Origin of the sequence: Ruminococcus flavefaciens (assembly GCF_900108555.1) — a bacterium.
GTDB classification, from domain to species: Bacteria; Bacillota; Clostridia; order Oscillospirales; family Ruminococcaceae; genus Ruminococcus; species Ruminococcus flavefaciens_P.
Genome location: NZ_FNWV01000007.1, coordinates 115,544 through 131,607, shown reverse-complemented (window position 1 = coordinate 131,607; position 16,064 = coordinate 115,544). Strand labels below are relative to the sequence as shown.

Sequence of the window (16,064 nt, the reverse complement as noted above, 5' to 3'; positions counted from 1 at the left end):
CGCAGTGCTTGCATAGAAGTTTATAGTTAATCGGAAAAAGCCCCTTTTTCAAAAGGGGCTTTTCTCATTGATAAACATAAAAGTTTCTATATTATTTAGTTGGTTCAGGGATAGATGATGTACCGAGAATATGCTTCTGCAAGCATACAAGGTCAGCCACACCGACAGTACCGTCACCGTTTACATCGTAATTCGCAGGAACTGTGCCGGTTTTTAAGTCGATAATACCTTTTCTTAACTGTATAAGGTCGAAAACATCAACTGTGCCGTCCTCGTTTATATCGCCTCGCATATCATCTGAGGACTTTACTGTACCGCTTGGAGTTACAAGAGGCTTAGTGCCTTTGATACCTGCATAAGCGTTGTCGATATAGAAATCCGTAAGACTTTTCGGAGCTTCAACGTAAAGGATAAGATTTGAAGCCCCCTCGGGGATAGTATAAGAAGAATTGGAAAGTTCTATCCATTCATCTGAAGCGGATTTTTCTGCTACAGTATCATAGATCTCTTTTCCGTCCTGATCAGTGTACTGAAGAGTGAGCTTCATTGGTGTTGCAGAACCCGAAAGCTGCTTAACATTAACGCCGAAGCTGTAGGTCTCGCCTGCCTTGAATGTGTTGCTGTCAAGAGCTATAGAAGCACCATTCCATTCCTCGGTACGTCCCGAAACAAATAATCCCTTTGAACCGTCGTATCCCTCTGAGCTTGTTTTGACTGTCGCATCGCCGCGGCCTGCCCAATCACCTGTGCCGTCCTCGAACTTTTCCTTGAAATAGTATCCGTTTGCATCAGGCTTTACGGGCTCAATTACAGGCTCGGGTACGATATCTGCCTTGTCGAATGAAATAGACTTTACCTTGGCAGAACCATTTGACTTATAACCCTCGATATTGAGAGATACTTCATAGAGAGTACCTGACATATCAAGACCTGCTTTAGCCCATGCATCGAAGTGCTTTGTAACAGATACCGTACCCTTCATATTGTTGGTCTTGTTATTTGCAGAGCCGCTTGTTCTGCGAACGCTCCAGTACTGGTCAAACGTCTGTGTACCGTCAATGGAAGGCTTGTTGTAACGTCTTGACTTGAGTATATCATAGGTATTGCCGTCAATGGTCACGCTTCCCTTGCTTTCGCCTTCATTTCCCGGCGGTCTCCAGTCGCCCCAGCCTTCTACGATATAGTACTCCACAAGAGGACTTCTCGTCCAGCCGTAAATGCACATATAAGAATTACCCTTTGGTGTATACTCAACATCATAGGACAGAACTATATCTCCGAAAGCCTTGTAGTTCTTCTTCTGTTTGTCGTAATTCTTACCCATACGCGCAAGGAAATTCTCGATACCGCTCCACGAGCAGGTGAACGAACCTGCTGAGGGTTCCCATGAGAAATTGCCCTTACTCTCCTGATTCCATACTTCCCAGTCGAAACCGCCGATATTGCCTGTATCCTGGTAATCATCAGCGGCATTAGCCATGGTCGGTATGCTTGCGGCAGCCATAAGAACTGTGATAGCTGTGCAGATCGACTTTTTGATTTTTGTTAGTTTCATTTTTATCACTCCTTGTATTTAAAATTATATACTTCAATGATCGTGTCATGAATGTATCAAAAAAAGGCGCACCCCCACACGGAGGTGCGACATTGGGGGGATTATGAAAAGTATTTCCTGTCAGTTCTTTTTCACTGACAAATATAGAAATACGATTCTGCATGAGTTTAGCTGCTTCCTCAGCTGATCTTTCACCGTGGAAGTAAGCATTTGATTCTTCCAGACAGATTCTTTTAACATCTGAGCTTATGAGCCCGCAAGAAACTCTGCTGCTGCCGTCATTATAAATCTGTTTTTCATTTTGAAGTTCCTTTCTGTGAAAAAACCTGTTCTATATAGTACACTCGACACATAAAGGAAAAAAGTGACAAATTTTTCAAAATTTATCCCCTGATCTTTTCGGATAGGGTACGTTCAGACAATAAAAAAGACCTGCAATTATACAGGCCGCGATATTCTTGCTTTAAGTGTTGCTGTTTACAAAAAAATATGCTATAATGAATAATATGTCTAAAATTGGAGGATATTATGAGCATACTCAATGTTGAACACGTAACCCACGGATTTGGTGCGAGGCAGATACTCAATGACGCTTCTTTCCGCCTTCTCAAAGGCGAGCACGTCGGACTTGTGGGAGCTAACGGCGAAGGTAAATCCACATTTCTGAATATTATCATGGGCAAGCTCCAGCCTGATGAGGGTAAAATAGAATGGTGCAGACACATTACCACAGGCTATCTCGATCAGTACAGCACACTTGCAAAGGGCAAGTCTATCCGCGATGTGCTTCGTGAAGCCTTCGACCACCTCTCGGAGCTTGAAGCAGAAATGCTCACCCTTTATGAGAAAATGTCAGACTGCTCCGATGAGGAAATGAATTCACTTATGGAGGAAGTCGGCGAGATACAAAGTATTCTCGATTACAGCGGCTATTACACCATAGACGCAAAAATATCCGAGTACGCGAACGGACTCGGACTTAATGAGATTGGTCTTGACAGGGACGTTGCGGAGCTTTCAGGCGGTCAGCGAGCAAAAGTACTGCTGGCAAAGGTGCTGCTTGAAAATCCCATGATACTTATACTCGACGAGCCTACAAACTTCCTCGACGAAAACCACATCAGATGGCTGACAAACTTCCTGCAAAACTACGAAAACGCATTCATACTTGTATCCCATGACGTACCCTTCATGAACAGCGTAATAAATGTGGTATACCATGTTGAGAATGCAGTTATGACGCGCTATACAGGCGATTACGACAACTTCGTGAGAATGTACGAACTGAAAAAGAAGCAGATCGAACAGGCTTACGAAAAGCAGCAGAAAGAGATCGCTGACCTTGAGGACTTCATCGCACGCAACAAGGCAAGAGTCGCTACGACAAACATGGCTAAGTCACGTCAGAAAAAGCTTGATAAAATGGACAAGATAACCCTTATGCGCGAAAAGCCGAAGCCCACATTCTCGTTCAGAAAAGCACGTACTCCCGGACGTGTAGTCATCGACTGTAAGAACGTAGTCCTCGGCTATGATGAACCGCTCACAAAGCCTATATCCGTAAAAGTCGAGAACGGTCAGAAAATAGCTATACGCGGAGTTAACGGCATAGGAAAATCCACTCTGCTGAAAACTCTCCTTAAAATAATCCCGCCTATATCGGGCTATGTTGAGCATGACCAGTTCGTGGAATACGGTTACTTCGAGCAGGAAGAGGAAAGCACATCAAAAACTGCACTCGATGTTATATGGGAAGAATACCCCTCAATGACAAATGCAGAAGTAAGAGCTGCCCTTGCACAGTGCGGACTCACTACAGAGCATATCACATCACAGATGAGGGTACTCTCAGGCGGTGAAAACGCAAAGGTAAGGATATGCAGGATAATGCTGAAGGAAGTAAATCTCCTCGTACTCGATGAGCCCACAAATCACCTTGATGTTGACGCAAAGGAGTCGCTGAAAAAGGCTATAAAGGACTACAAGGGAACTGTTCTCATCGTAAGCCACGAACCGGAATTCTACATGGATATCGCCGATAACATCTGGAATATCGAAGAATGGTCAACCAAGATAATCTAAGGCAGCGTGACGCTGCACCCTTGCTCCGCGGTATAATTTTCCAAAGCATAAATATTACGCCGCGAGGGATATTTTACGATACATAAACGATCATCGCGTGATTGCGTGACGCTGCACCCTTGCTCCGCGGCATAATTTTCCAAAGCATAAATATTACGCCGCGAGGGATATTTTACGATACATAAACGATCATCGCGTGATCGCGTGACGCGTTGTTTTATGGTAAGGTTTTTATTTTTCCGAGGACGAATGATTGAAGAAGTACTAAATCCGCAATATCGAAGCTTCCGTTTTTGTTAAGATCCATTCGCCCGTCCGTTTTGGCATTTTCATCATCAAGTTTTGAGATGATAGCATTTCTTGCTGATACGATGTCAAACGCATCTATAATTTTATCGTTATTGAAGTCACCTGCTATTATTTCGGTGGCTTCTCTTTTTTCAAAGCGTATATCGTTTTTGATAACGCTTATATCACCCGTTGCACCGCAGTTGTGGAAAGCAAGCTCGATATCAAATATTTCGCTGCCTGATTCAAGCTCGGGGATATGACTCATATGATCGTATACGCTCATAGTGTCTTTGTAAGAAGCGGCATCATCGGTGTCCTTGCGGACTGCAAAATAGCATACTTCATCGTACGACCGAAATTCACCGATGAAATGATAAATTACTTTATAGAGGTCATATTCATTGCCGTTTTCGGTATAGGTGGTCATAAGCTCTGATGAACGGTAGGAATAATCATTGCCGATACCCTGCTTTTTTGAATAGCTGCTGAAGAATTCTTCCATGTCCATACCCGCAACCTTTTCTACTATTCTGAAAGTGATGAGTGAATTGGTATCATACGGTGTATAGAATGTATAGACCATTGCGTATTTACCTTCAAGGCTGTCGTCCATCTGACAGTCAATGCATATATCGTTTTCGGAGTTAAGCTCATACACCGATGTCCTGTTAAGGTTGATGTCCACAGTTGAGTCTACAGACTTTTCGGTATAGAGAAATTGGTACTCTTTGGCGTTTACGGTGAAGCAGCCCCCTGTATAAGCGTACATATTGCTGCCGCGTAAAAGATAATACTCAGGCGAATAAAAAACGTAGTTATCAATGATCATATAGTTGGCTCTCATCATCGAAAGATCCGAATACAGCTTGCCTGTAGTCTCAACGCCCTCTTTTTTCAGCGCAGTAGTATCGCAGTTACATTTATATGTGTTTTCGTCTAACTTGACACTGCTCATTTTGCCTGTTTTAAGTCCGAAATGCTTTGCACCCTCGATAAGCTCATAGAGCGGGAAAGAGGGAAATTCCTCAGATGAACTGCCGTCAGGGCATACATGATAAAAAATGTAATCGTTATAATCGGTTTCGAGATTTTCTATCTTCTCGGTGTAAGTTAATCCCTTGCGTCTGCATACATGATATGTTTCGCCGCCGATTTCAATAGTGCCTGCATAATACATAGGCGGCTGAGCTTTGAGCTGGCTCTCTTCAATGTTTCTGAATTCCAGCGTACTTGCAGGCTCTTCCATAGCTATAACTGCACTGCTGTATCCGCCTGTTTCTTCGATTATACTGAAATAGTTGAAAACATCATTATTTACCTTGTCTACGATATCTGAGATAAGTGAAGCGGAAGTACATACAGCAGCCGATGAAGCGTATGAAAAGCTTAGTACCAATGCACCGAGTATGGATAATGCCTTTTTGAATTTCATAACCTGATCCTCCTTAAAAATAATCATTTTCGTGAGCACAAAACATCTATAACATTACATAAATTGTACAGTATTTTAGTGAAAAAGTCAAGAGCAATATTACTGTTTATCGGTGTTGCTGTGAGAAAAATATGATGAGGGACAAAATGTGGAAAAGTTGCATTTTTTGCGGAGTTTTCGCCAGAATATTGACACATACGCTGATTTGTGATATGATAAAAACAGATTCCTTTCAATGTATTATAACTTGATAAGATCGGTAAAATGAATTTTTTGAGATGTTTATGATTTGATTTTATGTACATTCTTTATGTATACGTTTTTCTAAAAATCATGCCTTTAAACGGCGAAAAGAAGGGAAGTAGTGAATGATGAAAAAAAGGGATTGCAGGATAACAAAGCTCATTGCAGGCTGTACGGCAATGATGCTGACGCTGGGCGGCGGAATGATAAAGCCCGATATAAAAGGAGATGCCGCGTTTACTGACGGTATCCAGTCCGTAAAGATAACTTCTTCAACATTCCCCGATGCTAATTTCAGGGAATATGTTTCAAGTGCTTTTGACAAGGACAGAAACGGCACTCTTGATCCTGAAGAAATACTTTATGCAAGAAACGTATGGTGCAACGGAAAGAAGATAAAATCACTAAAGGGTATCGAGTATCTTGTGGAACTGCGCGGACTCTACTGCATGGATAATCAGATAGAGACAATGGACCTCAGCAAGAACCAGCAGATAACAGGTATATGGTGTTCGGATAATCTGTTCACGTCACTGGATTTTTCAAATCTTCCGACTCTTGAATGGGTATACTGCTACAACTGCAAGCTGACATCGCTGAACGTTACTAAAAACCCCAAGATGTCATATATCGAATGTAATTCAAATCCTTTGAAGAAACTTGACGTTTCCAAAAACCCCGTGCTTGAACATCTTATGTGCGGCGACTGTGAGCTTACCGAGCTTGACCTGAGCCATAATCCCAATATGCAGCACCTTGACGCTTTCAGAAATAAATTCAAGACACTTGATGTTACCTGCTGTCCGAGAATGAAGAGACTTAATGTCTGGGACAACCACGAACTCGGAAGCATAGATGTCAGCAAGTGCCCGGGCTTGCAGTATTACAACTGCTCCAATAACGGTGCGACCAGTGTTGACGTTAGCCATAATCCCGAGCTGAACAAGCTCAGCTGTGCTTACAACGAGCTTACTGAGCTTGACCTTTCACATAATCCAAAGCTTGCTTATCTGGATTGTATGCAAAATCACCTTAAAAGCCTTGATCTTTCCTATCATGCAAATCTGCGCTTCTTGCAGGCTTTTATAAACGACTTTACGGAACTTGACATAAGCCGCAATCCGTATCTTATAAAGACCTATAACGAGGGTGCGAAACAGGATGTATGGAACTACGGCAAATTCACCGCATGGACTATCGACTATGGCGGAGATACTTCCACAGGCAAGGATAACATCTTCTTCCTCGCCATTAACAATACAGTAAAGCTCAATGCTGAATCCAACGGCTCTTTCCCCGTGTATGAGGACAACGATGACGCTATAACTGACACAAAAGAGCTTATCACACGAGAGGCTGCTGTACAGACACTGTATGAAATGGCAGGAAAGCCAAGCGTTAGCGGACTGAAGTCAAGATTTACAGATGTAGAGCACGGTGCATGGTATGAGGACGCACTGCTCTGGGGCGAGAAAAATGCTCTCTGCCTCGGTTATCCCTATGTTGTATCCGATACATTCGGCGTTGGCAAATGGGTAACAAGAGAAGATGTAGCGCTTATGATGATGCGTTTCTCGGAATATATGGGCTATGAGCGTTCTATCGACTTCGGCAGAAGTGATGACTTCATGGACTATTACGAGGTGGACTTCGACCACTGGGAGGCTATATGCTGGGCTTGTACATGGCATATCATAGACGGTAAGGGCGAGGAGGGCGCACCCAAGGAGGAGCGTCTGATAGATCCTCACGGAAAGGCAACACGTACCGAATTTACGGAAATGCTTAACCAGATGCTCGAAGTCAACAGAAAGTCAATAGAGTTCACTATCCCTGAAAATCCCGAGACTCCCGTAACTCCTGTCGAGCCTGCAATACAGGAGGATTATTCTCTCGGTGATGTGGATAACAGTAAAAGAGTAGATTCTGTTGACGCTTCTATCGTACTGAGAAATTATGCTCAGACATCGACAAATCAGAAGAGCGGCTTCAACGAAAAGCAGGAAACTGCTGCCGATGTAAACAAAGACGGCATAGTTGATTCTGTCGATGCTTCAAAGATACTTGCGTACTACACATATGCTTCCACTGCAAAGCAGAGTGTTATCTCAATGGACGAATTCATGCAGAATGACGCAAAGAAATAATGTTAAAAAAGGAGTATGACTTGCAAAAGCCATACTCCTTAATTATTATACTGCATTTTTATGAAAGCGGTATCATCAGCGTAACGCAGAAGCCATCGTTCGGGCTTGAACATATAAGCTCGCCGTTCATCTTATCCATAAGCTCGCTTGCGATATACAGTCCGAGGCCGCTGCCTTCCTTGCCCACTGAGTTTTTCTTGCCGCGGTAGAATTTGCTCGTTATCAGGTCAAGCTCATCGGCAGGAACTCCTGCACCGTGATCCCGTATGTACATCTCAAGGTAGCTGTCATTTATGCTGTAGCCTATATCTATGACCGTGCCTGCGTACTTGTATGAGTTGCTGATTATATTGCCAATGACCTGTGAAAGTCTTGGTCTGTCCACACGCATGAGACACTGCGGTATCACGCCCTCATTTGCAAGACAGCGGCTGTCATGCTCGGCAACAAGCTCGTGCAGTATCTCTGAACTCTCATCGCAGCAGTTTACATTCATTTCGCCGAGATCTTCAAGTGCAGAAGAAAGCAGATCACTGACAAGAATGTTGATCTGTTCAGCCTTCTGATGAATGTTGCCGACTTTTTCACCCACATACTCATCTTTTACCTTTACCATAAGCAGCTCGCAAATGAGCTTTATGCCTGTTATAGGAGTTTTCAGATCATGACTCAGGGAAGCTATCATTTCTTTTTCTTTCTGCTTCAATTCATTTTCGACCTGCCTTGAACGTTTAAGCTCCTCACGCATGATATCAAAGCTTTCCGTAAACGCTCCGAAGAGATTGTTCTTCTCCAGCATTATAGGCTCGTCCAGACTTCCCGAAGCTACATTCACGGCGAACTGCTCCATTTCCTTAAACGGGGTTATAATATTCTTTCTTACGTAGGCACCATACATCGTACCTGCAAGAATAAACATCATCGCCATTAACAGCGCAGCCATAATGAGCTTTCGTTTCGCTATATTGAACTTTGTTTTATCGGGATCGGGTATGATTATCGTGCCCAGCAGGCGGCTGCCGTCAGCCACCGACAGACACAGACAGCCCTTATTTACAGCTTCCTCAACTGAATTCACATCTTTCAGCTCGCTGCTTACATCGGAATACACAACGAACTCGTCACTATTGAAAATTATCATCTCATCGCTGAAAGCATCACTGTCAAAAGCACCTATATCGTTCCATTGCTCCTTCACAGTCTGTGTGATGTCATTCAATAACAGCGTATCTGTCTTGCTGCTCCTGTAAGAGCTTGTTATGCCGGCAAATATTATTATGCCGCATATGATTATAGCGGCTATGGTAAGCAGGAGCCTGATATAAAACTTCATGCTTCCTGTCCTGCCTCTCCGTCCTCGATAATATATCCTACTCCCCATACAGTCTTGATGATATCAGGAGAATTTGGATCGCTTTCTATCTTTTCGCGCAGATGACGTATATGCACCGCAAGAGTTCCCTCCCCTATGAATTCATCTCCCCAGACATTTTTCAGGAACTCGTCCTTTGTCACGACAAATCCGCGCTTTTCAAGAAGATATACGAGCATTTTGTATTCCATAGCTTTAAGGCTGACCTCAGCGCCGTTTTTAATGAGCTTGCGCCTGCCCGTGTCAAGAACAAGTCCGTCTTTTATGACCACTTCCCTTTGCTTCATGGTATCACCCGATGAAACGGCTTTGGCGGAGACAGCAACTGCCGCCTCCGCTGATCTTTCATATCGTTTAAGTATAGCCTTTACCTTTGCAAGAAGGATATTAAGGGTATAAGGCTTTTTTATGTAATCATCGCCGCCTATGTTCAGCGCAGTAAGGACATCATCATCGCTTGTCCTCGCGCTTATGAACAGTATAGGCATATCATACTGTGCCCTGACCTGTTTGCACAGTTCAAATCCTGATCTTTCACCAAGATTGATATCCAGCAGCAGAAGCGATACCTGATTTTCTTCAAGGAACTTCACCGCGTCCTCAAAGCTGGTAACATAGGCTGTGCTGATATCAAAAATATTGAAATACTCCGCAGTAGTTTCTGCGATAGTCACATCATCGTCGATCATAAGGCACTGATATTTCATTACATTACTCCTTTTACTGTGAGATCTTTATAACTCCGCCGTCTTCACCGATAAAGACGATTTTTCCGTTTGCAGGCAGAGGTACTGAATTGCCGTATTCCGTCATATAGCTCGAATAGGTCACTCTGTCATATTGGTCATATACATACACTGCTGCATTGTCAGGTATATCAAGTATCAGAGTCTTGTTCTCCGCAGCTCCGATACTGAACCATTCTGCCTTTTTAGTGCTGAGCTTTACTTCTGTGATACTGCTGTCAAGCTCGGGGATAGCATCTTCGGAAATAAACTCCAGAGCGCAGTTGGTTATATCCAATACCTCATAACCGTTTTCACTTCTGACAGTCATATCCTTCAGATCTCTTCCGCCGGGCATAACAAGTGCTGCCTTTAAGTTATTGCCGTCGATCATCTTGCAGGAAGAAACATATCCCTTTGCTTCGGGTAAAGTTTTTATCTTTACACATGGATATTCCGTGTAGCAGGTATTGGAGTACTTTCCGTTGTATAAATAATATTTCTTTCCGTTCCTTGCGTCCCATGCCGACTGTACAGCATCACTGACAGGATTTGCTTCTGCTCTCTGCATCATGTATGAGGACATGGAAAGCTTATTTTTTCTGCCGACTTCATAATAATTATCGCCGCAGATATGATCTACACCGTTTCGTTTTTGGAATGTAACGACCTCCTGCTGCTTTGCCTGTACAGCCTTGCCCGAGGAGATATCCCCCTCCATGCGGACGAAATCATCATCGGAAGTGTACATATACTGTTGTTTCTCGCGCTTATCACTGCTTATGTTGGTGATCTCCATATACTTACTGTCAGGGAATGTTACTGAATATACAGAATCTCCTGATATATATATATCCTCATAAGCAAGATACTTCTCGGGAACAGTATCAACAGTCTGCTTCGTTTCGGGTGTATTGTGCTGTATATTTATGCCTTTTTCCGAAAGTGCTATATCCATAAGAGCCATTGCCATAAGCTCATCATACATACTGCTGCCGCCCGATGAAAGAACAGCTACGCTTATCTTTTCGTCAGGGGCAACGACCAGCCCTGCGTGTTGATTTACGGTATCTCCGCCCTTGCTTATTACCTTTACCCCTGCCGCACTGTAGTCTGCATAATCGACACGATCCCAGCCCAGACCAAATCCGTCCTCGTATTTGTCCTCGACCGATGTTGTGCTCATTTCCTTCTTTGCCTTGTCGGAGAGCATACGCTCATCGCCTGTGAAAAACGCACTTCCGAATGTACAAAGCTCAGACGCTGTTGAATGTACTCCTCCCGAACCCAGATCCATACAATAATCTGTAGCCAGAAGCACATTTCCGTTCCAGAAGGTCTTTACCTGTTCATCTGTACGGAAAACGTTCCATGCTGTACCTGTCTGCTGCATACCGAGAGGCTTACAGATATTCTCTTCTATATAATCCGTAAACGACTGTCCGCTGACCTGCTCCACTATAAGCTCAATAAGCTCAAATCCGTCATTGCAGTAAGCCCCGAAGTTCCCCGGATCAGCTTTAAGTCTCTGTGTACTCAGCTCCTTTAGCATGGTATCATGCGGAGCTGTATCTCTGTCATTGAAGAGCATGAAATCTCCTTCGGTAGTTCCCATGATGCCCGAAGTATGATTCATGAGCATACGCACCGTTATGTCCTTATATCTCGGATCAGCCATTGTGAAATCAGGAAGATACTCTGTAATCGGTTTATCTATGTCCACCTTGCCCTGATCGGCAAGCTGCATGACAGCCATTGCCGCAAAAGTTTTGCTGACAGAGCCGATGCATGAAAGCGTATCGTGGCTGTCATAGGATTTATTTTCAACTATATCATGTTCTGCTTTTACAGGTATCGCAGCCGAGACTGCGGCGATAGCCACCGCAGCTGCAAGTGCCGCTATTCTGTTCTTTTTCATATCTCTCCTCCTTATTCCGTCATAAGCTCGTATACTGATATCTTCTTTATCTTCCTTGCGCCGATATATGCACAGCCAAAGCAGAAGAGAAGCAGTAATATATCCAGAACTATGACCGCAGGAATGTTGATAGCTATATAGCCTATATAGCCCGTTATCAAATTGACAGCTGCAATTCCAATAAGAGTTCCGATAATGACCGAGAACAATGCCGCAGGCATTATCCTGAATGCCAGCTGGAACATAAGCTCTTTTGAGGTATACCCCATACCCTTCATTATTCCCAGTTCCTTGCGCTGTCTCCTTACGCTTGACTCCATAAGTATAAACAGTATTATCATTACCACAAGAGCAGATATAAGCATGAATAAAGTTGTAGTGACGGATATTGCCTGTGCGATCCCCGAAAGCTGGGTATTCATAATATCCAATATGTTCATAACAGACTTTATCATAAATCCGCTGCTGTTTCCTTTAATGACCGTGTCCCCTGCCTGTATAGCATATTCGATATGAGATACGCCGTAGCTTGCCATAAGATCAGCTATCTGTCTGTCTGCCTCAGCCTTTATTCTGTCCTCATATGAACTGCCTGTGCTTTCGTCATCTGACATATCAGAGATGCTCCTGCCGTACTCCTGAGTGAGCCTGTATCTGAAATCCTCAGCATTTACGCCGTCTTTCAGATAGACCTCAACAGTATTGGGAGTGTATGTAGGGATCAGCCTCTTCATACCGTCCTCTGTGAGATAGATGTTTATACCGCCGTTGGTAAGACAGGTAACGATACCTGTTACTATATACTTCCTTTTAACGTTGAGATAATCCAGTGTAACACTGTCGCCAACGTTTATATTTTCAGACCTTGAGCACATATTTGTTATCATAAGTTCGTTGTCGTGCTCGGGGAAACGTCCCTCTATAGGGAATATATTTTCCGTATCCTTAAAGTCTCTGAACGCCATAGGGAACATGAGCTCGTTACAGTCAACAAGCTTTATCATTTGTGAAAGACCCGATGTTGGAGTAGCCTTTCTTACCTCGGGCATCTGTTCGACTTCAGCTGCAAATTCGTAAGCATCTGCCGAATTCATAAGTTCAACACGCAGGTTGCTCATTTCCATGCCAGCACTCTTTACTATAGCGTCCATGCCGTCATTGAAGAAGCTGAACATCACAAAGCTGAATACAATAGCGATCGCAGAGATAGTGATACATGCGGTAAGTCCTATATTCTGCTTGAAGTTATTCAGAAAGCCCTTCATGGCAAGACGAAGATGTACGCTTTTCTTTGTATCTCTGAGGGGCAAACGCTCCTTGCCGAAGCGGTGATCTCCCAAGCCCTTGCGGAATGCGCAGACAGGAGGATATTTCTTTACCATGTTTGCTCTTATAAAGGCTATCAGCGAAACAAAAAGGATTATGCCGCCTGCTGTAAGAAGTATAGGTGACAGAGTGATCTTGCTGTAAATACGGTGTCCCGACATTATCTCGCTGGTGCGGAAAAGCACAGGTGAGAGCATCAGACAGCCGCCGATACCCAGAAGTATTCCCACAGCCGAGATAATAAGATACTCGATAACATATGAGAATGTTATATTCTTCGATGTATAGCCGATAGCCTCAAGAACGCCTATCGAAACGATCTGATCCTTGATGTCGCCTGCTATCCTGTAGCGTATCATTATGATAATTGCTACTATAATAACAGCTGCCATAGCTATCATAACTTTGAGCATAAGCTCTGTAAAGAATACTACTCCGTCTTTGATATTCTTGTAGTTGAGCATCATGTAGCCGCTTTTTACATCAAGGTTTGAATAATCCTCGAAAGCCTCTATCAGCTCATTCCCAAGGTCTGTTCCGCCCTTGCCCTGATTATCGTTATACACAAGTATGTTATACTTTGTGAGCACAGCTTCAAGCACATGATAATCCTCATCGGAAACTATCATTTTAAGTCCGCCGCTTGATGTGTCGAACAGGACTGTATCATAAAAACCTGTAACAGTAAACGAGAACTTTTTCGTGCCGAATATCATATCAAATTTATCCCCGACTTTATAGCCCATGCCGTCCTTTACAGAAAAAGGCATATATATAGGGTGCTTGATATCAGCTATCTCGGCATCGCTCATTGTAGTCTCTATCTCGGCGCGTTCAAGCTTATTTTCGTTATCCTTTGTGATAAAAGCCATATACAAAGCCTGTTCCTTGCCCTTATCGTCCAGATAATTCGTACTCATGCTATACAAAAGCTCTGAAGCCGCGCTTTTTTCAACGCGCTCATCAGCACTGAGAATGTTTTCATATTCCCTGTTATAGGCATTGTCGGGAATAAGTATATAGTTCTCATAGCTTTCGGTATTTTTCATCATATTCGGAAATATTGACTTTATACTGCTTATTCCTTCAAGGGAAGAGCTTATGAGAAGCATACAAAGCATGACGAGTATAACAAGTGCACCGGTTTCGAGCTTGTGCTTTTTGATGTTCGCCCATGACAGTCTGACGATCTTTCTCATTACCGTCACCATCCCATTCTGTCAAGGAAATCCTGCAAGCCGTCACGGCGTTTCTTAACATCATCAGTACCGAATTTCGGCATCTCATACTCACCGCTGATCGTACCGTCAGACAGGAAGATGACTCTGTTTCCGCGGAGAGCTGTCTTTACATCATGCGTTACCATGACTATGCTCTGCCCTTTATTGTGGAGCTCGGTAAAAATATCGAGCACATCATGGCTCGATGCGGAGTTAAGACTTCCCGTAGGCTCATCAGCAAAGAGTATCTTTGGCTCGTTTATTACTGCACGAACTATGCCCACACGCTGGCATTCACCGCCTGAAAGCTGGTTGGGATACTTCTTCCAGCACTCCTTCTTTATCCCCACTTTTTCAAGAAGCTGTTCGGCTTTTTTAACAAGGTCGGCAGAGTTTTTTTGTGCAACAAGTGCTCCCGTCATAACATTGTCGAACACTGTCATATTTTCAAGAAGGTATATGCTCTGGAATACAAATCCGCAGTTCTTACGGCGGAACACTGCAAGCTCATCGTTAGAATAACCTGATATATCTTCATTTCCGAAGAAAACCTTACCCAGTGAGGGCTTATCCATACCCGAAAGCGCGTACAGAAGCGTTGATTTTCCCGAGCCCGAAGACCCCATGATCACAGTAAAATCCTTTTCGCGGATCTCAATATCAAGATTTTTGATAACGTGCTGCTGAAATCCTCCGCTTGAGAAGGTCTTGCACAGCTTTTCTGTATGTAATACAGCAGTACTCATAAAAAATACTCCTTTTCCGCAGCTGCGCCCGAAAGCGTCCTGCATTTATTCTGTGATCTTAGTATACCTCATTTTGGCAAAAACATCTTTATCATACTACTATATAATTCTTATCAAATTCTTATTTGTTTATTATTAAGGATCATAACATATCAATTATACCATAGCAGCGTTGATTTTTCAATATTACCTCTCCCCACTTAACTGCAAGCATGATACTGCGTGTCATTATCCTACCATTCGTATTACACGATATGTATTATACGAATTGTTATCTTTTGTTCCCGTTTTTTCTGCACCTGCCCTGTCCGCACTATACTCCCTTACATTTTTTTGACCGAAAAAACAGGATTTTTCGTGATTATGACAACGGGTAAAATGATTGACAGAGCTAACTCTATGTGGTATACTAAAATTAAAAATATTATATGAGGAGATATGAATTATGAAAGAAGCTTTACTTATCATAGATGTACAGAACGATTACTTTGAAGGTGGAGCTTGTGAGCTTCATAACGCCCGTCAGGCAGAGGATCACATAATCGACCTTATCAAAGAGAGCCGCGAACTCGGCCGCCACATTATATATATAAAGCATATCAACCAGCTGGATGACGACTTTTTTGTCGAGGGGACATACGGCTGCGAGATCTCAGACAGGATAAAGCCTCTGCCTACCGATACTGTTATAGTAAAATACTGCCCTAACAGCTTCCTCGGTACAGAGCTCAACGACTGCCTGCGCAGTCTCGGCGTTGAAAAGCTCATCGTATGCGGCATGATGACACATATGTGCGTAGATACTACAGTCCGTGCCGCTATGGATCACGGCTATGATGTAACTCTTGTGGCAAATGCCTGCGCAACTATGGATCTTACTATAAACGGCGAGACTATCCCTGCCGATACAGTCCAGAAAACATATATCGCTTCACTTGCAGGTATATTTGCAAAGATAGTGTAATACTATAAGCAGGCGGCTGAGCTGCTATATGATATTGGAAGGT

The 16,064-nt window shown here is 43.3% G+C and carries 10 protein-coding genes; 3 read left to right on the top strand and 7 right to left on the bottom strand.

Annotated elements, in window-relative coordinates:
* Window positions 1-91: 91 nt before the first annotated feature.
* Window positions 92-1,555: a glycoside hydrolase family 11 protein gene (locus tag BLW60_RS10850; protein WP_074717252.1), complete on the bottom strand. Its 1,464-nt coding sequence runs from the start codon at window positions 1,553-1,555 to the stop codon at window positions 92-94.
* A 528-nt stretch (window positions 1,556-2,083) separates the two neighbouring features.
* Here BLW60_RS10850 and BLW60_RS10845 point away from each other — a divergent pair.
* A complete protein-coding gene (locus BLW60_RS10845) occupies window positions 2,084-3,637 on the top strand; it encodes an ABC-F family ATP-binding cassette domain-containing protein (protein WP_074717250.1) in 1,554 nt (517 codons plus the stop codon).
* A gap of 217 nt (window positions 3,638-3,854) precedes the next feature.
* Here BLW60_RS10845 and BLW60_RS10840 read toward each other — a convergent pair whose 3' ends face one another.
* Window positions 3,855-5,360 carry a dockerin type I repeat-containing protein gene (locus tag BLW60_RS10840; RefSeq protein ID WP_074717248.1) on the bottom strand — a complete coding sequence of 502 codons (1,506 nt, stop codon included), beginning with the start codon at window positions 5,358-5,360 and terminating at the stop codon, window positions 3,855-3,857.
* Window positions 5,361-5,728: 368 nt separating this feature from the next.
* Between BLW60_RS10840 and BLW60_RS10835 the strand changes: the two genes are divergently transcribed.
* Entirely contained in the window at window positions 5,729-7,750 is a 2,022-nt protein-coding gene (locus BLW60_RS10835) for a dockerin type I domain-containing protein (RefSeq protein WP_074717246.1), read from the top strand.
* A gap of 58 nt (window positions 7,751-7,808) precedes the next feature.
* On the opposite strand, the gene BLW60_RS10830 is transcribed toward BLW60_RS10835, so the two are convergent.
* The 5 genes from BLW60_RS10830 to BLW60_RS10810 are packed head-to-tail and all read right to left on the bottom strand — an operon-like array spanning window position 7,809 to window position 15,057.
* On the bottom strand, window positions 7,809-9,083 hold the full coding sequence (locus tag BLW60_RS10830) for a HAMP domain-containing sensor histidine kinase (protein WP_074717244.1): 1,275 nt from the start codon (window positions 9,081-9,083) through the stop codon (window positions 7,809-7,811).
* Window positions 9,080-9,829: a response regulator transcription factor gene (locus BLW60_RS10825; protein WP_074717242.1), complete on the bottom strand. Its 750-nt coding sequence runs from the start codon at window positions 9,827-9,829 to the stop codon at window positions 9,080-9,082. Before BLW60_RS10825 ends, BLW60_RS10830 begins: the two co-directional genes overlap by 4 nt.
* A 13-nt stretch (window positions 9,830-9,842) precedes the next feature.
* A complete protein-coding gene (locus BLW60_RS10820) occupies window positions 9,843-11,765 on the bottom strand; it encodes a serine hydrolase domain-containing protein (protein ID WP_074717240.1) in 1,923 nt (640 codons plus the stop codon).
* 11 nt (window positions 11,766-11,776) lie between these two features.
* Entirely contained in the window at window positions 11,777-14,290 is a 2,514-nt protein-coding gene (locus BLW60_RS10815) for an ABC transporter permease (protein ID WP_074717238.1), read from the bottom strand.
* 5 nt (window positions 14,291-14,295) lie between these two features.
* Window positions 14,296-15,057 (bottom strand): ABC transporter ATP-binding protein, encoded by a 762-nt coding sequence (locus BLW60_RS10810; RefSeq protein WP_074717236.1) that lies wholly within the window; start codon window positions 15,055-15,057, stop codon window positions 14,296-14,298.
* Window positions 15,058-15,502: 445 nt separating this feature from the next.
* On the opposite strand from BLW60_RS10810, the gene BLW60_RS10805 reads away from it, so the two are divergent.
* Complete coding sequence (locus BLW60_RS10805) at window positions 15,503-16,021, top strand: cysteine hydrolase family protein (RefSeq protein ID WP_074717234.1); 519 nt, start codon at window positions 15,503-15,505, stop codon at window positions 16,019-16,021.
* Window positions 16,022-16,064: the final 43 nt, after the last annotated feature.